Source organism: Paenibacillus glycanilyticus, from assembly GCF_023715145.1.
GTDB lineage: Bacteria > Bacillota > Bacilli > Paenibacillales > Paenibacillaceae > Pristimantibacillus > Pristimantibacillus glycanilyticus_A.
The window spans coordinates 735,806-758,652 of record NZ_JAMBNP010000002.1; the positions used below are offsets into that span (position 1 = coordinate 735,806).

26 protein-coding genes are annotated in these 22,847 nt (G+C 50.4%); all 26 read left to right on the plus strand.

Annotated features, from left to right (window positions below):
• Positions 1-53 precede the first annotated feature (53 nt).
• Positions 54-329, plus strand: coding sequence for an HU family DNA-binding protein (locus M3194_RS08735; protein WP_251653026.1), 276 nt, complete (start codon positions 54-56; stop codon positions 327-329).
• A 392-nt stretch (positions 330-721) separates the two neighbouring features.
• A complete protein-coding gene (gene mtrB, locus M3194_RS08740) occupies positions 722-943 on the plus strand; it encodes a trp RNA-binding attenuation protein MtrB (protein WP_251653027.1) in 222 nt (73 codons plus the stop codon).
• Positions 944-1,067: 124 nt separating this feature from the next.
• Positions 1,068-1,625: a hypothetical protein gene (locus M3194_RS08745; RefSeq protein ID WP_251653028.1), complete on the plus strand. Its 558-nt coding sequence runs from the start codon at positions 1,068-1,070 to the stop codon at positions 1,623-1,625.
• 123 nt (positions 1,626-1,748) lie between these two features.
• Positions 1,749-2,600 (plus strand): heptaprenyl diphosphate synthase component 1, encoded by an 852-nt coding sequence (locus M3194_RS08750; protein ID WP_251653029.1) that lies wholly within the window; start codon positions 1,749-1,751, stop codon positions 2,598-2,600.
• A gap of 20 nt (positions 2,601-2,620) precedes the next feature.
• Entirely contained in the window at positions 2,621-3,346 is a 726-nt protein-coding gene (locus M3194_RS08755; RefSeq protein WP_251653030.1) for a demethylmenaquinone methyltransferase, read from the plus strand.
• Between the two features lie 5 nt (positions 3,347-3,351).
• Positions 3,352-4,227 carry a UbiA-like polyprenyltransferase gene (locus M3194_RS08760; RefSeq protein ID WP_251653031.1) on the plus strand — a complete coding sequence of 292 codons (876 nt, stop codon included), beginning with the start codon at positions 3,352-3,354 and terminating at the stop codon, positions 4,225-4,227.
• Positions 4,221-4,850, plus strand: coding sequence for a UbiX family flavin prenyltransferase (locus M3194_RS08765; protein WP_251653032.1), 630 nt, complete (start codon positions 4,221-4,223; stop codon positions 4,848-4,850). Before M3194_RS08760 ends, M3194_RS08765 begins: the two co-directional genes overlap by 7 nt.
• Complete coding sequence (locus M3194_RS08770; protein WP_251653033.1) at positions 4,847-5,707, plus strand: menaquinone biosynthesis protein; 861 nt, start codon at positions 4,847-4,849, stop codon at positions 5,705-5,707. The genes M3194_RS08765 and M3194_RS08770 overlap by 4 nt, the downstream gene beginning before the upstream one ends.
• A 4-nt stretch (positions 5,708-5,711) precedes the next feature.
• Positions 5,712-6,686, plus strand: coding sequence for a polyprenyl synthetase family protein (locus M3194_RS08775; protein ID WP_251653034.1), 975 nt, complete (start codon positions 5,712-5,714; stop codon positions 6,684-6,686).
• A gap of 192 nt (positions 6,687-6,878) precedes the next feature.
• A complete protein-coding gene (ndk, locus tag M3194_RS08780) occupies positions 6,879-7,322 on the plus strand; it encodes a nucleoside-diphosphate kinase (protein WP_251653035.1) in 444 nt (147 codons plus the stop codon).
• A gap of 36 nt (positions 7,323-7,358) precedes the next feature.
• On the plus strand, positions 7,359-8,141 hold the full coding sequence (locus tag M3194_RS08785) for a CheR family methyltransferase (RefSeq protein WP_285889167.1): 783 nt from the start codon (positions 7,359-7,361) through the stop codon (positions 8,139-8,141).
• A 79-nt stretch (positions 8,142-8,220) separates the two neighbouring features.
• Complete coding sequence (locus M3194_RS08790) at positions 8,221-8,382, plus strand: hypothetical protein (protein ID WP_251653036.1); 162 nt, start codon at positions 8,221-8,223, stop codon at positions 8,380-8,382.
• Positions 8,383-8,566: 184 nt separating this feature from the next.
• Complete coding sequence (aroB, locus tag M3194_RS08795; RefSeq protein ID WP_251653037.1) at positions 8,567-9,664, plus strand: 3-dehydroquinate synthase; 1,098 nt, start codon at positions 8,567-8,569, stop codon at positions 9,662-9,664.
• A gap of 1 nt (position 9,665) precedes the next feature.
• Positions 9,666-10,034, plus strand: coding sequence for a chorismate mutase (aroH, locus tag M3194_RS08800; RefSeq protein WP_251653038.1), 369 nt, complete (start codon positions 9,666-9,668; stop codon positions 10,032-10,034).
• Positions 10,035-10,452: 418 nt separating this feature from the next.
• The gene (gene trpE / locus M3194_RS08805; RefSeq protein WP_251653039.1) at positions 10,453-12,015 is read left to right on the plus strand and encodes an anthranilate synthase component I; all 1,563 of its coding nucleotides are present in this window, start codon (positions 10,453-10,455) and stop codon (positions 12,013-12,015) included.
• A 1-nt stretch (position 12,016) separates the two neighbouring features.
• Positions 12,017-13,069, plus strand: a complete 1,053-nt coding sequence (gene trpD, locus M3194_RS08810; protein WP_251653040.1) for an anthranilate phosphoribosyltransferase — start codon at positions 12,017-12,019, stop codon at positions 13,067-13,069.
• A complete protein-coding gene (gene trpC / locus M3194_RS08815) occupies positions 13,059-13,856 on the plus strand; it encodes an indole-3-glycerol phosphate synthase TrpC (RefSeq protein WP_251653041.1) in 798 nt (265 codons plus the stop codon). Before trpD ends, trpC begins: the two co-directional genes overlap by 11 nt.
• A complete protein-coding gene (locus M3194_RS08820) occupies positions 13,853-14,515 on the plus strand; it encodes a phosphoribosylanthranilate isomerase (protein ID WP_251653042.1) in 663 nt (220 codons plus the stop codon). Before trpC ends, M3194_RS08820 begins: the two co-directional genes overlap by 4 nt.
• Entirely contained in the window at positions 14,512-15,702 is a 1,191-nt protein-coding gene (gene trpB / locus M3194_RS08825) for a tryptophan synthase subunit beta (RefSeq protein ID WP_251653043.1), read from the plus strand. The genes M3194_RS08820 and trpB overlap by 4 nt, the downstream gene beginning before the upstream one ends.
• Before the next feature lie 3 nt (positions 15,703-15,705).
• Positions 15,706-16,512 (plus strand): tryptophan synthase subunit alpha, encoded by an 807-nt coding sequence (trpA, locus tag M3194_RS08830; protein ID WP_251653044.1) that lies wholly within the window; start codon positions 15,706-15,708, stop codon positions 16,510-16,512.
• 150 nt (positions 16,513-16,662) lie between these two features.
• Positions 16,663-17,760, plus strand: coding sequence for a histidinol-phosphate transaminase (gene hisC / locus M3194_RS08835; protein ID WP_251653045.1), 1,098 nt, complete (start codon positions 16,663-16,665; stop codon positions 17,758-17,760).
• A 4-nt stretch (positions 17,761-17,764) separates the two neighbouring features.
• Positions 17,765-18,856: a prephenate dehydrogenase gene (locus M3194_RS08840; protein WP_251653046.1), complete on the plus strand. Its 1,092-nt coding sequence runs from the start codon at positions 17,765-17,767 to the stop codon at positions 18,854-18,856.
• A 537-nt stretch (positions 18,857-19,393) separates the two neighbouring features.
• Entirely contained in the window at positions 19,394-19,990 is a 597-nt protein-coding gene (locus tag M3194_RS08845) for an RNA polymerase sigma factor (RefSeq protein ID WP_251653047.1), read from the plus strand.
• Positions 19,987-20,589 carry an anti-sigma factor gene (locus tag M3194_RS08850; RefSeq protein WP_251653048.1) on the plus strand — a complete coding sequence of 201 codons (603 nt, stop codon included), beginning with the start codon at positions 19,987-19,989 and terminating at the stop codon, positions 20,587-20,589. The genes M3194_RS08845 and M3194_RS08850 overlap by 4 nt, the downstream gene beginning before the upstream one ends.
• Before the next feature lie 182 nt (positions 20,590-20,771).
• A complete protein-coding gene (locus M3194_RS08855) occupies positions 20,772-21,362 on the plus strand; it encodes a histidine phosphatase family protein (RefSeq protein ID WP_251653049.1) in 591 nt (196 codons plus the stop codon).
• Between the two features lie 301 nt (positions 21,363-21,663).
• Positions 21,664-22,845, plus strand: a complete 1,182-nt coding sequence (locus M3194_RS08860) for a hypothetical protein (RefSeq protein WP_251653050.1) — start codon at positions 21,664-21,666, stop codon at positions 22,843-22,845.
• Positions 22,846-22,847 lie beyond the last annotated feature (2 nt).

The window sequence follows — 22,847 nt, forward strand, 5'->3', positions numbered from 1 at the left end:
TAAATAAGAGGGATAAGATGACTCTTCATTTGCCTTTAGGGGAGGTGAAACAAATGAACAAAACCGATCTGATTAACAAAGTGGCTGAATTGTCCGATCTGTCGAAGAAGGATGCAACGAAAGCTGTTGACGCAGTTTTCGAAGCGATTTCCGATGCCCTTCAAGGCGGAGACAAAGTACAACTGGTTGGCTTCGGTAACTTTGAAGTTCGCGAACGCCAAGCCCGTAAAGGACGCAATCCGCAAACAGGCGAAGAGATTGATATCGCTGCAAGCAAAATGCCTGCATTCAAGCCTGGTAAATCTCTTAAAGACCTCGTCTCCAATTAATTGCATGATTCTAGCGCCCGAACGCAGCCGCGTTCGGGCGCTTTCGTTATGCCTGCTGCCAAGTCTTGCATGTCGGCTCCGGTCTATAGTATAATCGAGCCCAGCAATAGGATGCTAGAGCAGTTCATTAAGCGAGTGCTTACGGCAATTTGGGTGATGATTCATTGAGCGCATGCTTACGAGGTAAGAATTATCACAACTGGCTTAAAGGCAGCCAATTGTGTGACAATTCTTTTTAGGATATGCTTTCGAAGCAATGAAGTCCTCACAATATGCCCCTTATTTAGGCAATTTAGGTGATGATTCATTGAGCGCATGCTTACGAGGTAAGAATTATCACAACTGGCCGAAAGGCAGCCAATTGTGTGACAATTCTTTTTAGGAGGGTTAAGATGGAGCCGACTCAAGGCGATTACATCGTTATCAAAGCGAAGGATCAAGGCGTTCAGGTAATTGGCCTCACGCGTGGTCAGGATACCAAGTTCCATCACACGGAGAAGCTGGACAAGAATGAAATCTTAATCGTTCAATTTACGGACCATACATCAGCGGTCAAAATCCGCGGCAAAGCTTCCGTTATGACCAAACATGGCATCGTGGAAACGGATCAATAAATATACGTGCGGACAAGCTCCCTTGCGCAGAACATGCGTGCAGGGAGTTTTTTTTGTGCATAGCTTGGCTTCTTCGGTTGTAAAATGAAATATATGGATCTATTTCAATCGGGGGGATTCCGTTATGCGTAAGGCATATTTGACGGCGCTTGGTGCAGCGCTTGCAGTAACGGCGGTAATCGGATTGCTGCCACATTCCGGGATTGGCCCAGGCAAGGGAAGAGGCGAGGTGGCTGTCTTTCGTCCCTCCGAGATGAAGAGGCTGACAAGCAGTAATCTGGTTGATGCGGTTATTGGCCTTCAGTTGACAGGCAGCGTAGGGAAGGTAGGGTGGAACCAGGCGGTCCTGACCGTCGAGATGCGCGCGGATGCCGAGATGCAGGCGGAGCGCTGGTACAGGGATATGGAGAAGCTTATCCGGCTGTCCTTCACCCAGATGGAGAACGTAAACCGGCTGCTGATCCGGTACGTGGATTCAAAGGAAAACAGCCGCATGCTGTTTGCGGCGGATATCCGCCGGACGGACAGCTGGCTGATGGACAATCTAAACGAATTGAGCGATGCGGATCCGCTGCATGATGAGCAGTGGAGAAAGCGTCTGCGGATAGCTTATACGTCATTTCTTGAAGAACGGCTTGGCCCTATTGATACTTATTCCACTGCGCCCCTTCCATCCTCCTGACAGACATGTTTCAAATTATTGAACAATTATCTGCCGGCAGCTTGTTTCGTATGCTCAATACCTAAAGTTGTGCTATAATAGTTTAGATTATTTAGCGGCAATATCTGTTCGGAGGCTTACCCCATGAAACCATATCGTATCAAAGAACTCGCATCCAAGTATGTCGAGTATGACATGATCCAAACTTACACCGAGCTTCCTGCCTTTCCGGATCCGAGGCTGCGGCTGTTACATGCTGTGCTGAATGAGCATGGAGCATTAGCGCCAAAGAGCGAGCTGTACTCGCTTGTAGTCTCTCTGGTACAACTGGGCATGGATACGCATGACCTGATTGATACGGAGGAGACAAGGCGCTCAGAGACCGAAATGAGGGCCAGACAGCTGAAAGTGCTGGCAGGCGATTATTTCAGCAGCCGGTTCTACCAGCTTCTGTCGCAAGCCGGGCAGATCAGCATGGTATCCAAGATTAGCGCCGCCGTGTGCGAAGTAAACCGATTGAAAATGGATCTTTACATAAAGATGCAGCAATCGCAGTTAAAGGCGGAAGAGTATTTGAACAAGCTGACTGAGCTGAAAAGCGAAATGTTCCAGCTGTTCACCGGAATGATGGAAGGTGCATTCGTGAAGCTTTGGCCGGAGATGCTGCAAGATGTCAGCCGCTGCGAGACGGTTCTGGACGAAATGGATCGATTTGATTCACCATCCCGGTTTTATCAAAGCTGGGCTTATTGGCATGTCATGCAGGAAGGCACGCCTGAGGAGCAGCAATGCCTCTCTAAGCAGCCGGAGCCATCTGTTATCTATGATCTGCGGGGGAAATATGAACTGCAGAGCAGGCTGGTCTCGAAGCTTAAGGCAGCGGCGGACAGTCTTCGCCATACAGCAGCCAAGCTGGAATCCGACCAGCTGAAGAAAGTCATTCAGGATCTGGCGGATTCATTCCTGGAGAAGATGGCAGCCCATACCCGGGCTTAATGAAATGAGGGAATAGACAGATGAACGCAAACTCTAACTCAAGCTCAAGCTCGAAGGAGCATGTGCACGCGCTCTTCGAGAATATTGCACCGAAATACGATATGATGAACGATCTGCTCAGCTTCCGCAGACATAAGGCATGGCGGAAGTTTACGATGCGGAAGATGAATGTGCAGCCGGGGCAGACGGCTCTGGATCTGTGCTGCGGGACTTGCGACTGGACGATTGCGCTGGCGAAGGCAAGCGGCAGCGGCCAGATCGCGGGACTGGACTTCAGTCAGAATATGCTGGATGTCGGGGCCGTCAAGGTTAAGAATGAAGGCCTGAACGAGCAAATCACGCTCGTTCAAGGCAATGCCATGGAGCTTCCGTTTGCCGATAACTCATTCGACTTTGTTACAATCGGCTTTGGTCTGCGGAACGTTCCGGATTACCTGCAGGTTCTGAAGGAAATGCAGCGAGTCGTGAAGCCCGGCGGCAAGGTCGTATGTCTGGAGCTGTCAAAGCCAATGTGGCAGCCGTTCAAGGGGATGTACTATCTGTACTTCGAGAAGATGCTTCCGATGATCGGCAAATGGGTGGCAAAGCGCTTTGACGAATATAAGTGGCTTCCGGATTCCCTGAAGCTGTTCCCTGATGCCAAGCAGTTATCCGAACTATTCCGGCAGGCCGGATTGCATGAAGTACAAGCCTATCCGCTGACAGGCGGAATAGCAGCGCTTCACATCGGTACAAAGGAGAAATGACAGCAATGATTCGCAAACTACGCATTATTCTTGAAATGATTAAGTTTGAACATTCCGTATTCGCGCTTCCGTTCGCCTTTATGGGGGCGGTACTCGGCACGCTAGCGGTAGAAAAAAGATTGCCGACCTGGGGAGAGATTGGCTGGATTGCACTTGCGATGGTTGGTGCCCGCAGTGCGGCCATGAGCCTTAACCGAGTCATTGATAAGGCAATTGACAAGGCTAATCCAAGAACGGCCCAGCGGGCGCTGCCGGCAGGCCTCCTCAAATCGTTTGAGGTCTTATTGTTTATTATTGTTTCGTTCGTTCTGCTGTTTGTCGCGGCGGCGAACCTCGACCCGATCGCGCTGAAGCTAATGCCGATTGCGGTTATGATGCTTGTTTTATACTCCTATATGAAAAGAATCACTTGGCTCTGCCACGTATTCCTTGGCCTCACGATCGCATTGTCGCCGCTCGGCGGCTGGGTTGCGGTAACGGGCTCGCTCAATGCAGCGGCATGGGTGCTTTACTTTACCGTAGCCTTATGGATTGCCGGTTTCGATATCGTCTACGCGACGCAGGACTACGAGTATGACCGTGATAACGGCCTTCATTCGATCCCTGCGCGTTTCGGTCTATCCGGTGCCTTATGGATTGCAAGAGGCTTCCATGTTATTACGGCAATCGGGTTCTTCGCTTTGTTCTGGATGACGGAGCTGAGCTGGGTCTATCTGATTGGGACAATCGTATCCATTCTGATGCTGTTCTATCAGCACTGGCTCGTACGCCCCAATGATTTGTCCCGCGTGCAAATTGCATTCTTTGGAATGAACGGAACGCTAAGCGTTGTGTTGTTCGTCTTTGCGATGTTTGACCTGCTGGTGGTGCACCAATGGTAGAGTCAAGCACTGGAGGAAGACCTAAACGCTGGGTCGTTGGCATCACCGGAGCAAGCGGGGCAATTTACGGCATCCGGTTGATTGAAGAATTGCTTCAGGCTGAGTATCTTGTGCACGTCGTTGTGACTGAAGCGGGTTGGCGAGTGCTCAAAGAAGAGCTGGGCTGGGATACGACGCGCCGCCAGGCGGCGCTGGAGCAGCGGTTTGGCGAAGCGGTAACGTCAGGCAAGCTGGTGTTCCATCCAAATGCAGATATAGGCGCCAGCATTGCCAGCGGTTCTTTCCGGGTTGAAGGAATGGCCATTGTGCCCTGTTCGATGGGGTCGCTTGCTTCGATGGCAAGGGGAATCTCGGACGATTTGCTTACCCGTGCAGCAGATGTCATGCTGAAGGAAGGACGCAAGCTCATTATCGTACCGCGCGAGACGCCGCTGCACGCGATTCATCTGGAGAACATGCTGACATTGGCGCGCCTCGGCGTAAGAATCATTCCGGCTATGCCGGCCTTTTATTATAAACCGCAATCCATGGACGAAATGATTAACTTCCTTGTCGGCAAAGTGCTCGATAGCATGACGATCGAGCATCATTTATTCAGAAGATGGGGAGATGATCTATCATGACGGGCAGACTGAATAATCCACTTCGCGTAGGCCGGATTGATTATGCGAATGCATGGCCGCTTTTTCATTACCTGGAGGACTATACCGAGCAAGCCGGCATAGATATTGTGCTAAAGGTGCCGGCGAAATTAAACCGGCTGCTGCGCGAAGGGGAGATACAAGTTTCGGCTGTATCTTCCTTTGCTTACGGGATGAATGATCAGGATTATATCCTGATGCCGCATTTATCGGTAGGGTCGGAGGGAAAAGTAAATTCAATCCTTCTGTTCCTGAAGGAACCGATTGAACAATCCCCGCCGGGCCGTATTGCGGTTACGACAACATCGGCAACCTCTGTTAACCTGCTCAAAATTCTGATGAAGAAGCATTATGAGCTGGATCCGGTGTACGAGCCGGCAGAGCCCGACCTGGAGCGGATGCTCGAAGGGGCTGACGGCGCGCTTCTGATTGGAGATCCTGCCATCCGGGAGTCATGGAAGAACAAAGGCCTTACCGTGATTGATCTCGGTGAAGTATGGAATACCTGGACCGGGCTCGCCATGACTTATGCCGTCGTTGCGGCACGCAAGGAAGCGGTGGAGACCTCGCCGGAAGCCTTCGAGCGTTTATACAAGGCGTTTACGACCAGCAAGGAACAAAGCTTAGCGAATCTTGCGCCGCTGATTAACAAAGCCTGCGAACAGCTTGGCGGTGATCCTGCTTACTGGCAAATGTACTTCACATGCCTGAACTATGATTTTGGACCTAAGCAGCAGGAAGGTTTGACCTTGTATTTCCGCTATGCCAAAGAGTTAGGCTTGCTTGACCATGAGGTAAGCCTGCATTTTTATAAAGAAGAATCTCTGCCGAACAGGTGAATGAATGAAACTATTAGACATTTTTGCAAAGTTAAAAGGCGATATGTCCCGAATTGAGCAAGAGCTGGAACGAAGCATATCGTTTGGCGATGAGCTGCTTAGCGAGACGTCTCTTCACCTGCTGAAGGCAGGGGGAAAGCGGCTGCGGCCAGTTTTCGTGCTGCTTGCGGGCAAGTTTGGGCAATACGACCTTGAAAAACTGACGAAAGTGGCCGTGCCGCTGGAACTTATTCATATGTCCTCCCTGGTGCATGACGATGTTATCGACGATGCATCGACGCGGCGCGGCCAGCTTACCGTCAAATCCAAATGGGATAACCGGATTGCCATGTATACGGGCGATTATATTTTCGGCAGGGCGCTCACGATTGCAACCGAGCTGGATAATCCGTTTATCCACCAGATGCTCTCGAAATCGCTTGTGCAGATGAGCATAGGCGAAATGGAGCAGATCCGGTATTTCTTCAATACGGAGCAAACCATCCGCGATTATCTGCTGAGGATCCGGCGCAAGACGGCTCTGCTTATCGCCATCAGCTGCCAGCTTGGCGCTGCGGCGGCAGGGGCGGACCGGGATACGGTGAATCGGCTGTACCGGTACGGGTATAATGTAGGAATGACCTTCCAGATCCGAGATGATATGCTTGATCTGTTTGGTACCGAGAAGCAGATTGGCAAGCCTCCGGGTTCGGATATCCGCCAAGGCAATATTACATTGCCGGTTATTCTTGCTTTGAAGGACGAGAAGGTGCGCGAGCCGCTGCTTGAGCAAATCCGGATTATTCGGGAGCATAACGGAAATGTGGATACGAAACCGGCTATTTCGCTCATTAAGAGCAGTAAAGGCATTCAGCTGGCGGATCAGCTGGCGAATGATTACACCAAAAAAGCTTTGACCGCATTAGAGGGATTACCGGCAATCGGAGCGAAAAAGAATTTGACCGACATTGCGCATTTCGTAGGAAAGCGCAATTACTAAGGGAAACGACGGATTCGCAGAGCCACGAAGGAAGAATTTCTTCGCAATTCTTTAAGCTGATGCATACGCAGCAAGAATTTCTTCGCAATTCTTTTAAGCTGGTGCTTACGATGCAAGAATTTCTTCGCAATTCTTTAAGCAAATGCTTACGATGCAAGAATTTCTTCAAATTTCTTTTAAGGAGGGTACCTAATGGAAAGAACATTTTTGATGATTAAACCAGATGGTGTACAACGCGGTCTTATCGGTGAGATCGTGTCCCGCTTTGAGCGTAAAGGCCTGAAGCTCGTTGCGGCCAAATTTATGGTTGTAAGCAGAGAACTTGCCGAGACCCATTACGCAGAGCACGAAGGCAAGCCCTTCTACGAGCCGCTGCTGAACTTTATTACAGCCGGCCCTGTCTTTGCGATGGTATGGCAGGGAGATAACGTCATCGCCTTAACGCGCGCGATGATTGGCAAGACGGATGCGGTAGATGCTCTGCCCGGCACGATTCGTTCAGATTTTGCCGTACATACGAATTTGAATTTAATTCATGGTTCGGATTCCCCGGAAAGCGCGGCAAGGGAAATTGCGAATTTCTTCGCTCCCGAGCAGCTGGTTGAATACGAACATACTGTGCAGCGCTGGATCTAAGCCATACTTACGCTGTAGCTACAACAGGAGGCGTCCATGTCGGAGGATCTGGATTTCAATCTTTTTATTCAAAGAATGAAGGCTAAGACCAATATTGATTTATCGCAATATAAGGAAGCCCAGATGAAAAGGCGTCTGATAACGCTCCGCCAGAAGCACGGTTATGAAACGTTTGAAGCTTACTGGAAGGCCATTGAGCAAAACCGGAGCCTGCTGAACGAATTTCTGGACCGGATGACGATTAATGTATCCGAGTTCTGGCGTAACCCCAACCGGTGGGAAGTGCTGCAAAGCCGCTTCCTGCCGGAAATGCTTCAGCGGGGCGAACGGCTCAAGGTGTGGAGTGCCGCGTGCTCGACGGGAGAAGAGCCCTATACGATCGCCATGATTCTGTCGGAGCTTGGTGCTCTTAACAAAGCGTCCCTTCTGGCCACCGACTTGGATGCCGTCGTATTGGATAAGGCCAAGGAAGGACAATATCTGGAACGTTCCCTGCGTGATGTACCGCAAGCCTACCGGCAGAAATACTTCCAGCCGGATCACGGGATGTATGCGGTATCGGACAAGCTTAAGAACGCCATTATGTTCAAGCAGCAGAATTTGCTCCATGATTCGTTTGACCAGTCCTTTGATCTCATTGTCTGCCGGAATGTCATGATCTATTTCACGGAAGAAGCCAAGCACTTATTATATCAAAAATTCGCAAAGGCGCTTCGTCCCGGGGGATTGCTCTTCGTCGGCAGCACGGAGCAGATTTTTTCCCCATCGCAATACGGTTTTGAATCGGCAGATACCTTCTTCTACAGAAGAATCGGGTAGCCCCGCCGGGATGTTGATGTATACCGTTTTCCTTCCGCTCCAATACTATGTACAACCGATACTTAATTGGAGGATGAAGATGGACAAGCGACAAGTGATTCATGCTTACCGAAGCGGGATCATATCCATTCAAGAATGCGCTCAAATACTTGGTCTCGACAGCCGGCAGCTGCCCAACCTGATGAGTCAGATGGCAGTGAAGGCGGAGCGGGAAACAGGCAAGCGCTTTGTGAACAGCTAACGCTTTCCATAGCCGCGGATAAGGCGGATGTTGAAGTCAGATATGGCTTTAACATCCGCTTTTTTTTTGCATGGCGCGGCTGTCTTGCGTTTCTTGTCAAAGCCTACAGCCTGTACTATAATGAGCAAAGATGTTTACACATAAGTAAAATGCCCGGAATATGAACAGTTAGGATGGTACAATCATGCGCGAACTGAAAGTTGAGCTTGGTGAACGCTCTTATCCCATTTATATCGGTGAAGGACTTTTGCAGGAGGCGGCCGCTTATTTCAAGAAGCATCAGATCAGCTTGAAATCGCCGCTGCTAATCATTACGGATGAACATGTAGCCCCTAATTATTTGGGATCGCTTGAGAATAACCTTCGCGAGGCGGGTTTTACAGTTGCGAGTACGGTAGTTCCTGCGGGCGAAAGCTCCAAGTCGTTGTCGATGCTGGAGAGTCTCGTTACGAAGGCGCTTGAAGCAGGTCTGGACCGAAAATCAACGATTGTTGCGTTAGGCGGCGGCGTAGTCGGAGATCTTGCCGGATTCGTAGCGGCATCTTATATGCGCGGCGTGAAGTTTGTGCAGATCCCTACGACAATATTGGCGCATGACTCCAGTGTTGGCGGCAAGGTTGCGGTTAATCATCCGCTTGCGAAGAATATAATTGGCGCTTTCCATCAGCCCGAGATGGTGCTGTATGATCTGAATACGCTGCAGTCGCTGCCTCCAAGAGACGTTAGCGCCGGCCTGTCGGAGGTCGTGAAGCACGGTCTGATCTGGGATGCGGAATTTACGGCCTGGTGCGAAGAGAATGCGGACCGTCTGCTAGCCCTTGAGCCGGATGCCCTTGGATACGCCCTGTATAAAGGCTGCAGCGTGAAGGCTGCCGTCGTATCCAAGGATGAACGCGAGAACGATCTTCGCGCGATCCTGAACCTTGGCCATACGATTGGGCATGCCCTAGAAGCGGTTGCCGGTTATGGCGAGCTGCTTCACGGCGAAGCCATCTCCATCGGCATGATTGGCTCAGCAAGACTTGGCTTGCGTTACGGCGCGCCCGAAGAGGTTTATACAACGACAAAACGCGTCCTGTCCAAAGTAGGATTGCCGGTTAAGCTTCCGGAGCATTTTGACGTGGATGCTATTATGGACGCGATGATGCACGATAAGAAATTCAGCGAAAGCACGATGGTATTCGTTGTGCCAACGGAGATTGGCAAGGTGGAGATCAAGAAGGATGTTCAGTCCGCTTGGGTGCGCGAGATCGTCGAGCAATTGAAACTGGAGGCGCAATAAGATGAGCGTAAGAGGAATTCGCGGGGCAATTACCGTTGAGGTTAACGAGAAAGAGCCTATTTTACAGGCAACCCTTGAGCTGTTGAATGAAGTCGTGAAGCAAAATGCCATCGTACCGGATGATATCGCAAGCGTATTTATTACCGTTACGCAAGATCTGGACGCAACCTTCCCGGCTATTGCGATCCGTCAAATGGGCGGATGGGATCTTGTTCCGTTAATGTGCGCGCTTGAAGTGCCGGTTAAGGGCAGCCTGGAGCGCTGCATCCGGTTTATGATTCATTTGAATACAGACAAAACGCAAGCTGAAATTAATCATGTCTATCTCGGCGGCGCGCGCGTGCTGCGTCCGGATTTGTCAAAATCCTAATTGACGTAAGCTGCGATCGGTAGTATATTGAGTACTAACAATAGTTTAGGCAAGAGAAGAGACACAAGACAACAGACAGGTTTTAGAGTTAGTTTAGTTGAGATTCTAAGGGTTTGTATGGGACTTGGAATTTTTTCCGGAGTGAAACTTGAATCGCCGTCAGAGGACGGTGCTGTCGTTTCATTTTGGGTAGCAGGCTTTTAGTTGAGTAGAGATGAGCAGAGTAGAGATGAGTTCAGAACAGTAGAGAATAGAGGCTTGTTATCCCAGCTAAGCGCAGGAAATGGCATGATGCTATTATGCGCCTTAAGTCTATTCCTTATTTGTTTGCAAGCTCATTTGTCATCATCTTTAAATTCAACGCCCCTGCTCCCAGCAGGGGCTTTTTTGATTTTAGAATTTAAGAGGAGGCAATACAATGACAAATGAATTGCAGCAAGTGACGAAGCTGGCCGACAACTACAACATCATTCCGATTGTACGATATATGCTTGCAGATACAGAAACGCCTATCCGGCTGTTCCAGCATTTTGCGAAAGAACAGCATGCTTTCCTGCTTGAGAGTGTGGAGGGCGGAGTGAAATGGGCGCGATATTCTTTTATCGGAACGGATCCGTTCATGATGCTTTACGGCAAGAACGGCAAGATGGTGCTCGAGCATAACGGAGAAAAACAAATCTTTGACGAGAAGCCGATTGAACTGCTGAAAGCACAGCTTCGCGGCTACCGCAGTCCATCGCTTCCGGAGCTGCCGCCGTTCACAGGCGGAGCGATTGGCTACTTCGGTTACGATCTGCTTCAATACTACGAGAACCTGCCGTCGCATCGCATTGATGACCTGCAAATGAATGATCTGCAATTTATGTTCTGCGACCAAGTTATCGTCTTCGATCACTTTAAGCAGCAGCTTCAAATCATCGGGAATGTTCATATCCCTCATGCGCCGACTAATCTGGATATTGAAAAGGCTTATAATCGTGCGGTTGCCAAGATTGAAGCAACGATCGAGCGTTTGCAGCAGCCGATTACCGTTCCGGTAACATCGGGCTCGTCGATTCCGACTGATCCGGAGCTTGGCGATGTGCAATCGAACCTGACGAAGGAACAATTTATTTCGAATGTGGAGCAGGCGAAAGAGTACATCCGCTCCGGAGATATTTTCCAGGTTGTCTTGTCCCAGCGCTTCAGCATCGAGACCGAGGTTGATCCGCTGCATGTTTACCGTGTACTTCGCACAATGAATCCGTCTCCTTATATGTATTATTTGAAAATGGGGGATGAGGTCATCGTGGGAACGTCGCCGGAAGCGCTTGTAAAGGTCGACGGCAACCGAAAAGTGGAGACTCGGCCGATTGCGGGAACAAGACCGCGCGGCAAGATGCCGGAGGAAGATAAGGCGCTTGAAGTGGAGCTGCTTGCCGATGAGAAGGAAAGGGCAGAGCATCTCATGCTGGTTGACCTCGGTCGAAATGATATTGGTCGCGTATCGGAATTCGGAACGGTCCGCTGCGATTCCTACATGGAGATTGAACGTTACTCGCATGTCATGCACATCGTATCGAACGTATCCGGCAAGCTTCGCGAGGACAAAGATTTCTTTGATGCCTTCCTGTCTTGCCTGCCAGCCGGTACGGTGTCCGGCGCTCCTAAGCTTCGGGCGATGGAAATTATCGCGGAGCTCGAGAACGAAGCGCGCGGCGCATACGCGGGTGCCATCGGCTATCTGGGCTTTGGCGGCTCGCTCGATACCTGCATTACGATTCGCACAATCGTATTCAAGAACGGCAAAGCCTACGTGCAAAGCGGCGCGGGAATCGTATGGGATTCCGTGCCGGAGAGCGAATATATGGAGACTGTCAATAAAGCGAAGGCAAGCCTTAAGGCCATTCGCGCCGCGGAAGCGATTTTTGGACAACGCAAGGGTTCGAACGGGCAAGCGGTTAATACGGACTACTATGTAACAAGCGGAGAGGTGTTGTAAAATGAGTTTGGTAACAGAACAGGTAACGATACAGGGAGCTTTAAACAAACTGATGAGCAGCACCGATCTGACTCGCGAAGAAGCCCGGGCGGTTATGGATATTATTATGAGCGGCAACGCAACGTCTTCGCAAATTGCGGGCGTAGCGACAGCTCTTCGCATGAAGGGCGAGACGAAGGACGAGATTACGGGGTTCGCCGAAGTGATGCGCCAGCATTCGAGCCATGTTCAGACCAAGCAGGAGGGACTGCTCGATACTTGCGGAACTGGCGGCTCAGGCATCCATAAGTTTAATATTTCGACGGCATCGGCGATTATAGCCTCGGCGGCAGGGATTCGCGTGGCAAAGCACGGGAACCGGGCGATGTCCGGCAAAGCGGGCAGTGCGGATGTATTGGAAGCACTCGGCGTACAGATCACTCTAACTCCGGAGCAGGCTTCCGAGTGTCTGAATCAGATCGGCATTTGCTTCATGTTTGCGCAGCTGTACCATCCTTCTCTCCGGCATGCGGCTGCGCCGCGCCGTGAGCTTGGCGTTCGTACCATCTTTAATATGCTTGGTCCATTGACGAATCCCGCTGGCGCCGACCGCCAATTGATCGGTCTGTACGACCGTGCCAAGACGTCCACGATTGCAGCAGTCCTAAACGAGCTTGGCGTGAAGCGGGCAATGGTCGTCAGCAGCGTTGACGGTCTGGACGAGATCAGCATCTCGGCGCCAACCCAAATCTCCGAGCTCCGGAATGGCGAAGTCGTATCGTATGAGCTGACGCCGGAAGATCTCGGGTTGTCCCGTTACCCGATCTCCGAAGTGATCGGTGGAGATCCGCAGACGAACGCTTCCCTTATCCGTTCGGTCTTCAGCGGCGAACAACGCGGAGCCTATCGGGATATCGTGCTTGCTAATGCGGGTGCTTGCATCTATGTGGGCGGTTATGCGGATTCACTCCGTGAAGGCGTGGCGCTTGCAGCCGAAATGATTGATTCGGGCAGAGCAAGCCAGCAATTGCAAAAGCTTATTCAGACGACAGGAGAGTTGACTCATGTTTCTTGATAAAATCGTAGTAACGAAGCGGGAAGAGGTTGCTCATCTCGCTTCAGGATTCCAGCTATCGGATTATGAACGCAAAATCGCATCGCTTCCCGAATGCCGCGGCTTCGAGCGCGCCTTGACGGCCAGCCGCAAGAGGGATATTGGATTAATCGCCGAAGTGAAAAAAGCATCTCCTTCCAAAGGACTTATCCGTCCCGATTTTCATCCGGCCGAGCTGGCTGCTGCTTATGAGCGTGCAGGAGCAGATTGCATTTCGGTCTTGACCGACCGTGATTATTTCCAGGGCTCGAACGATTACTTAACCCTTATTAAAGAGACGGTCGGCAATCCGCTGCTCCGCAAGGATTTCATTATTGATTACCGCCAGGTATACGAGGCTCGTCTAATTGGCGCGGATGCGGTACTATTAATTGCAGCAATTCTTACATCATCCGAGCTCTCCGAATTGTATGATACCGCAAAGTCGCTAGGCATGGACGTTCTTGTTGAGGTTCATGACCGCGAAGAGCTGGAACGCGTTCTTGAGCTTGATAAAGCAACCCTTATCGGCGTTAACAACCGCGACCTGAAATCCTTTGTAACCGATCTTCATACAACGGAAGCACTTATCGATCTCATGCCAAAAGACGTGACAGTCATTAGCGAGAGCGGGATTGCGGGACGGAAGGACATAGATTATCTTCAAACGGTGGGAGCCCATGGCGTCCTGATCGGTGAACACTTCATGCGTCAGGCGGATGCCGGACAGGCTGTCATTGATCTTATGGGACCGGTGACGCGGGCATGACGCCATCGCCAAGAATCAAGATCTGCGGATTAAAGGATACAGCTACTATTGAAGCGATGAACGGACTTCCTTTTCATGAGATCGGATTTGTATTTGCGGCCAGTAAACGTCAGGTTGACGGCGAGACCGCGGCTTCCTTGATTACTGCGGCGAAGAAGCTTCAGGCTGCTGGTGGCGAAGCACCGCAGACGGTAGGGGTCTTTGTTAATCCGGCTTTTGAGGGGCTGGAAGCCATTCTGGCCAAGGCGCCTCTTGACGTCGTGCAGCTTCATGGTCAAGAGACACCGGAATTTTGCCGGCTCGTAAAGAGCAGCCTTCACAAAAAAGTATGGAAAGTAATCTCCATCGGCAAAGACGGCCTTAGCGCGCGGGAGAGCGTATCCGCTTATGATGGAGCGGTAGATGCCATCCTGATCGATACAGCCGGTGGCGGTACGGGCCAAACGTTTGATTGGCAAGTCATATCGGCTTATCAGGAAGCGGCGGCAGCCATCCAAGTACCGCTGTATGTTGCGGGAGGCTTGCATCCCGGCAATGTGGAGGAGCTTCTGGCAGGCAACGCGGTTGACGGAATAGATGTATCGAGCGGAGTGGAAACGGATGGCCGTAAAGACATCGAGAAGATAAAACTATTCGTTAGAAAGGTGAATGAACGATGAACCAAGTACCAGACGAGAACGGGCGCTTTGGCAAATTTGGCGGCCGGTATGTACCGGAGACGCTGATGAACGCTTTGCTGGAGCTGGAAGAGGCTTATAAGCATTACTCGCAGGATGAATCTTTCAAGCAAGAGGTTCATGATCTTCTGCACAAATATTCGGGGCGTCCAACGCCGCTGTATTATGCGGAAAGGTTAAGCCAGCATCTTGGCGGCGCAAAAATCTACCTGAAGCGCGAGGATTTGAACCATACCGGCGCACACAAGATCAATAATACAATCGGGCAGGCCGTGCTTGCCAAACGCATGGGCAAAACAAAAGTCATTGCCGAAACGGGAGCCGGCCAGCATGGCGTTGCGTCTGCAACGGTTGCTGCTCTGCTTGGACTGGAATGCAAAGTGTTCATGGGCGAGGAAGACATGAAGCGTCAGCAGCTGAACGTATTCCGCATGCAGCTGCTTGGAGCGGAAGTGGTACCGGTATTGTCGGGCACGCGTACGCTTAAGGATGCTTGCAACGAAACCCTTCGCTACTGGGTGAGCCATGTAGACGATACTTTCTATATCCTTGGATCGGCTACCGGACCGCATCCATATCCGATGATGGTCCGCGACTTCCAGCGTATTATCGGGGATGAATCCCGCAAGCAGATTGTAGAAGCGGAAGAGCGTCTTCCTGATTATGTTGTTGCGGCGGTTGGCGGCGGCAGCAATGCCATCGGCATTTTCTATCCGTTTATTGGCGATGAGTCCGTGCGTCTCGTAGGTGTTGAAGCGGCAGGACGCGGCATTGATACGGAAGAGCACGCGGCAACGATGACTATGGGCAGCCACGGCGTATTCCAGGGCTCGATGAGCTACTTGCTGCAGGATAAATACGGACAGGTACAGCCTGCGCACTCGATCTCCGCCGGTCTCGACTATCCGGGGATTGGACCTGAGCATGCTTACCTGAAAGATTCTGGCCGCGCGAATTACTTCCCGATTACCGATGCGGAGGCGCTTGACGCGCTTCAGCTTCTGTCCCGGACGGAAGGCATTATTCCGGCTTTGGAATCGGCCCATGCGATTGCGCAAACAATCAAGCTGGCTCCAACACTCGATAAGGACAAAATTGTGGTTGTCAACCTGTCCGGCCGCGGCGATAAAGACGTGGAAGCGATTATGGGTTACCTGGGAGGTGCTTAAGGCGTGAATTTGATAGATGCTGCTTTTGCCAAATTGAAACAAGAAGGAAAGACGGCGCTTATCCCTTTCCTAACGATTGGGGATCCTGATATCCCGACATCCATCGCAATTATTCAAGAGCTTGAACAAGCAGGCGCCGATATGGTTGAGCTTGGCGTCCCTTATTCCGATCCGCTTGCGGATGGTCCGGTTATTCAACGGGCTTCGGAACGCGCTCTTCAGAACCGGATTTCCATTCTGGATTGTATCGAGACTGCGGCGCAAGCCCGTGAAGCCGGCGTGAAAATGCCCTTTATCTTGTTCACTTATTTCAATCCGGCGCTGCAGTTTGGCCTGGAAGCGTTCATGAACCTTGTCGTGGAAAAAGGGATCAGCGGACTCATCATTCCGGATCTTCCGATCGAAGAGGACGAGGAAGTCCGCCAGCTGGCGGAAGCGAAGGGCGTTCATCTCATTCCGCTTGTGGCGCCAACCTCGAAAGACCGAGTAGTCCGGATCTCCCGGAAAGCACGCGGCTTTGTCTACTGTGTGTCTTCGCTCGGCGTAACCGGCGTGCGCGCCGAGTTCCATAGCGGCATCGATGATTTCCTTGCTACCGTGCGCGAAGCAACGGAGCTGCCTATCGCGGTTGGCTTTGGGATCTCGAGCCGCGAGCAGGTAGAGCGCTTCGAGAAAACCAGCGACGGTGTTATAGTCGGCAGCGCGATTGTACGCAAAATCGAAGAAACACTGCCGCTTCTAAACGATGCAGCGCAGCGGGAAGCGGGACTTGCGCAAATCCGCAGCTTTGTTGCTGGTTTGAAAGGCTAATGCGAAAGGACAGAGCTTGCAGGCTCTGTCCTTTTTCTGTGCTCATGTTCCTATTTTGCAAGACGACCCTTTAAAACCTCGATAAGATGTGAGACAATAGAAAACATGCAGTTAGCCAATACGGCCAATAATACAAAGAGGTGAATGGCGATGCAGCCAAAAAGCAATATCGTGCATCTCCCCGTTTATCAGCCGGGGAAGCCGGTTGAAGACGTTAAGAGAGAGCTTGGATTAGAGGAAGTAATCAAGCTTGCTTCCAACGAGAACCCGTTCGGATATTCCGAGCAGGCGAAAGCAGCTATCATAAATGAATTAGGTCAAATTGCAGCCTATCCGGACGGCGCGAGCTTTGAATTGACTGCTGCTGTTGCGCAGAAGTACGGGGTAGAGTCTAACCAGATTATTTTCGGCACAGGCTCAAGCGATATTATACTTATGCTTGCGAGAACGTACCTTGCTCCAGGCGACGAGACGGTTATGGCCGACGAAACGTTCTCCCAATACAAACATAACGCGGAAATCGAAAATGCCCGCATTATTGAAGTGCCGTTGAAGAATGGCAAACATGATCTTCCGGCCATGCTGGCCAAAATTACGGACCGCACCAAGCTGGTTTGGGTATGCAATCCGAATAACCCGACGGGCACTATCGTCAAGGAAGACGAGCTTACGGCTTTCCTTGATCAGGTTCCAAATGATGTTCTGGTCGTGCTGGATGAAGCGTACTGTGAATTTGTGAACGAGCCTGGTTTCCCTGACGGAATTCAATTGCTGAAGAAATACCGGAATTTGATCGTTCTTCGCACATTCTCGAAAATTTACGGTCTGGCGTCGCTGCGGATCGGCTACGGCATCGGACATGCCGATGTTATCCAATACATGAACCAAATCCGCGAGCCGTTTAATACGAACCGTCTTGCGCAAGTTGCCGCAAAAGCATCTCTTGCCGATGATGATTTCGTTGCGTTCTGCCGCGAGCAGAACCGAGCGGGTATTGAATACCTGTACAGTCATTTCGACCGGCTTGGATTAAGCTATTTCCCGGCATACGGCAACTTTGTGATGGTGGATACGAAACGTCCGTCCGGTGAGATGTTCCAAGCCCTGCTTAGCAGAGGCTATATTGTTAGACCGCGCTGGACTTATTATCCGACCCATATCCGTGTGTCTGTCGGCACGCCTGAACAAAACGAGAAGTTTATCGCTGCCCTTGAGCAAGTTCTGCAGGAATCGGCGGTGCGCGGATAGCCTTATGACGAAGATCGCGATATTTGGAGTAGGATTGATTGGCGGATCGCTGGCGCTGTGCTTCAAAGGCAAGCCGGATCTTACCGTAGTTGGTTATTCGAACCGTCAATCCTCCGTCGAGAAATACATGAAGCGGGGAGTTGTTGATTATGCAACGACTTCCCTGCGCGAAGCTGCTGAAGGAGCCGATTTTATTTTCCTATGCGTGCCTGTTGGCATGCTCGAAGAATATGTTTCGGAGCTCAGCAAGCTGGAATTAAAGCCCGGCTGCATAATTACGGACGTAGGCAGTACAAAAGCATCCGTGGCCCAGTGCGGAAGAAGGCTGGAACAGAATGGCGTATCGTTCATTGGCGGACACCCAATGGCCGGTTCGGAGCGCTCAGGCGTAGAGGCTGCCTCGACGAACCTGTTCGAGAATGCTTTCTATGTTCTGACACCGGAAGAGACGACGCCTCCTGAAGCGCTCGACAAGCTCAAAGAACTGCTCGTGCACACTAGAGCGCATCTCGTTAGTGTAGATGCCAACTCGCATGACGAGATTGTAGGGGCGATCAGCCACCTTCCGCATATGATTGCCGTAGCGCTTGTTAATCAGGTACGGGGCTATAATGAACAGAACGGCTTATACGAGCTGCTGGCAGCCGGAGGTTTCCGGGATATTACGAGAATCGCTGCAAGTGACCCCGTCGTATGGCGTGATATTCTGATCAATAACCGCGAAGTGCTGCTTAAGCTTCTGAAGGATTGGAATGCGGAGGTTGAGAAGTTCGCGGTTATGCTGGAGTCCTTGAATGGCGATGCGATTGAGGAAGCCTTCCAGGCAGCAGGAGAGTTCCGCAGCAAACTGCCGGAGCGTCGCAAAGGCATGATTCATTCTTTATACGATTGTTACGTGGACGTTCCCGATCATCCCGGTATTATCGGCAATATTGCAAGCGAGCTTGGCAGCGCCAAGATTAACCTTAGCAATATCAATATTATTGAGAGCAGGGAAGATGTTCCCGGCGTGCTTCGCTTATCCTTCCGTTCGCAGGAAGATTTGGATCAGGCGATGGAGCTGCTAGGCAAAACCGGATATACGGTCCGTCAATAAAACCTCGAAAGAGGTTTTTTTGTTTTTATAATTTACCTCCCAATGCTGTTCAGCCTGACATGTAGGCTTGTCAAAAAAAGTTTAAGCGTTTTCAAAAAAGTGTTGACATTGTGGAAGCGTATACATATAATAAAAGTACAGTATGGTTTCTCTCCACTCCTATCCAAAACTATAGCGTTCAATATGAATGCTGACCACTCTTCGGAGTGGTTTTTTTTTGTTTATTTAGAGGTGGACAGGCATATCTCTGAATTCCGACAAATTCCTGCAAGTTGGAAATTAGAGTTTATTTATTTTTTGAGACTAATGGAAAGAGGTATGTTACAATACGTAAGGATAGTCTCGTTTGTTAAAATATGGATGAAAACCCTTTTTGTCGAAAGAAGAAGGAATTTGGCCTGTTCGAATCGAATTACATACATCGTATTTTATTGAAAAATTTTATGATAATGACCGCAACTTTTCGCTTCCGGTTCGGTACAATGATACATAATCGAACTGGGAAGAAGAATTCGCAGGTGAGGAGGATCGCCTGTCATGACTGATTCCCAATTAATACGAGAGATTAAGGACGGCAACATTGAGCTCTATTCGGAGCTGATGCGCCGTTATCAACGCAAGATACTAGCATTTATCTATCATATGTTGAAGAGTGCCAAGCTGGAGCTCCTAGCTGAGGACCTATGCTCGGAAACGTTTTATAAAGCTTACCGCAGCCTCCATTCCTTCCGCGAAGTGGATGCTTCTTTTTCGACGTGGTTGTATACGATTGCACGCAATACCGTACTTAGCGAGCTGCGCAAACAGAAGTCGGCTCATGTACCTTTGGATGATTCCAATATCATGCCGGCTGCGCCGCCTGACCAGGTACCGGAACAGCATGTACTGCGCAATGAACGGATGGCGATGGTTCGGGAAGCCATTAATAATTTGCCTGAGAAACAACGCTCAGCACTCATACTGCGAGAGTATGACCAGCTCGAATATCAGGAGATCGCGAATATTTTGGGCCAGACGGTCAGTTCCGTAAAATCGTTGTTATTCCGGGCTAGAGCCAGCGTAAAAACGCAGCTAGAGCCTTACTTTGGCGAGACGCCGATGATGGAAGAATACGAAGGGATGAACACACGATGAAATGCGATGACGTACAAGACAAGTTCGATATCTTCGGAGCTTTATCGGAGGAAGATACCGAACGGGAAGCGATGGAGGCCCATTTGCTCGATTGTGAGCATTGTTCTGAGCAATACCGCCTATGGGAAGAAAGCGAAGAGATGATTCGCAAGCTTTCGGAAGAGGATGAGGTTGTCAGCGCACAGATGGAGCATGTAAATCGCAGCGTCATGGATCGCATTTATGCCGAACAATCGTGGCTGATGCCCGTATCTCAGAAGAGTTACTATTTCTCGCCTGCTTTCCGCAGAAACTTGGCTATTGTACTGTCGGCTTGCCTGGCAGTGTTTGTTTGTTCTTTTATCTTTTTCATTAATGGCAATGACAAGGGGACATCGGAAGAAACGATGGCCCAAATTACCGGTCTGATGGATACGGCCAATGCTTCCGGAAGCGATTTTGTCGTGAGCGCAGAATTTGAAGTGCCGGTGGCAAGCGTAAGCGACCCCTTTGTGCTTCAGGTCGTTCCTACCTTTCCGCAGTATTGGGTAGCCCTCTCGATGCTCGGTATCGTTATGTCGTTATTAATATTGAATTGGCTGTCTAGAACACGCAACTAATGCACAAGCTTTACACAAACGGATATCCCAACGACGATAATACGAACCTCTAGCCGCGGTCGAGCTTCATCAAACGACCTCGATAGAGGTTTTCTCAAAATAGAAGAAAGAAACGTATGCCGCTCGTCCTTGGAGTGCAGCCGTCTACGCTTGTTTCAGTGTGAGAAAGGCAGGGAACATCATTGATTATAGGTATGGTACGGCATGGCAATACGGATTGGAATGCCTTAGGCAAGGTTCAAGGCCAGACGGATATCCCGTTAAATGAGCTTGGCAAAAAACAGGCAAACGCGCTGGCCGAGAGGTTAAGTCAAGACGAGAAATTGTGGGATGCCGTCATTTCGAGCGACCTGCAGAGAGCCCGTCAGACTGCCGCTGTTATTGCGGACAAGCTGGATATTCCGCTGCTGGATGGCGACCCAAGATTACGGGAGCGTAATTTCGGTGAAGTAGAAGGGCTAACCATGCCGGAGAGGATAGAGCGTTGGGGAGAAAACTGGCGTGAAGCTGCAGGCGGGCTTGAAAAGGATGAGGAAGTCCGCGCACGCGGACTAGCCTTCCTGGAGGATTGGCAGAAGCAGAAGCCGGATGGAAGACTGCTTGTCGTATCCCATGGCGGTTTTCTGGCACAAATGTTTGAAATGCTGTGTACCGATCTCGAGAAGCAGCAGCTTGGCAATTTGTCGTATTCCATTCTTCAGTTGAAGGACGAGCAATGGACTCCGCTTTTGTATAATTGTACTCGTCATTTGGAGGAATTAGCTCCGAAATGAGGGGATGTAATCGATGATAGGTCCGCTCAAGGGCTGCCACTAACGTGGCAGCCCTTTTTGCTGTTCCCGCCTTTGAATTTTCAAGGCCTAACAACTTCGAATCGTGGGAAACCGGAATCAACGGCGATCGGAAGAACATTTGCTGACGCAGCGGCTCCATTCCGCATAATGTGAAGCTTTTTCACACAACTAGTTTTAAAATTCAAATTTCTTCCCATAATGGTACTAATTATTGCTAGCGAATCAAATAAGCTCGCGAGGAAGACGCAGGCGGCGGGCAGTTGCGGAAAGGAGAGATACCATGAATTTGTCGGATATGCTGGGCTACGCAGATATTCAGCAGTTGAGCCGGATTGCTACCGTGTATCAATGTGAGTGCAATGGCCACTCCAAAAATGATTTGATTCAGTCGATTCTCTCAACCGTAAGCCGGAAAGACGTATTTGAGGCGCAGATCAGCAGTATGAAACTGGACGAAATGCGGTTCTTGAACTCCTTGTTATTTGAGTCAAGAGATTCTTTCAGCCTGGAAGAGCTTATTGCAAGAGTTCAGCAAAGCAAGTTTGGCGAGCTTGAACCGCCAGCGGAAGAACCGCCGCAGAAGAAAACAAAACGTACAAAAAAGAAACAAGCCGAGGCGGAAGCGCCAAAAGAAACAGGACCGCGGGAGATGATCTCCAGGTTCAAGCATCAAGGCTGGCTGTTTAACGGAGTAACGGGAACGAACCGCTATATGTTCCAGGTACCGCAAGATCTTAGAACGAGGTTCCGCGAGACGCTTCGAAGAAAGTTTGCGGCAGAGCTGCATTATACGGATGAGCCGCATATGTACCGGGATGAGCAGCTTCTCGTGCAGGAGGATATTTATCAGCTGCTTCATTATATTTATCACACCGAGGTGCAGCTGTCGGCGGATGGTTCGATGTACAAACGCTTCAGCGGACAAATTTTAGAAAAGCTGGCCATCGCGGAAGAGTTGCCTTCCAAAGGCGAATGGCGATTCGGATACGGCCGGCATTTTCATTATTACCCGAACCGAATGTCGCTCTTGTATGACTACTGCAGCTACATGAAGTATTTCGTGGATGACAATCTGCTGCTGACGTTATCAACAAACGGTGAAGAGCGGCTGCGCGGCAAACCGGCCAATGAAATGGAACAGCTGTATAAATTCTGGCTGAAGCTGTACAAAGGGCCAATCCCGAATGTGCATGCGCTGGTGCACTGGATGAACAGTCTGGCGGAGCAATGGGTTACGGTTGAATCTCTGCGCAGCGTGCTCATTCCTTTCATTAAACCGTTCTACTATGATACGGCGGATAAGGTGCTTGATATCCGGTTAATTGGAATGATGGTGCATCTCGGAATGCTTCGGATCGGAGAGCATCAGGAGCATGGAACGGTTGTGCGGATGACCAAAATGGGAAGGGCGCTGGTCGCGGGTGTTAGTCTCGAGGATCAGGATCGGATGTTTCTCTATTAGTT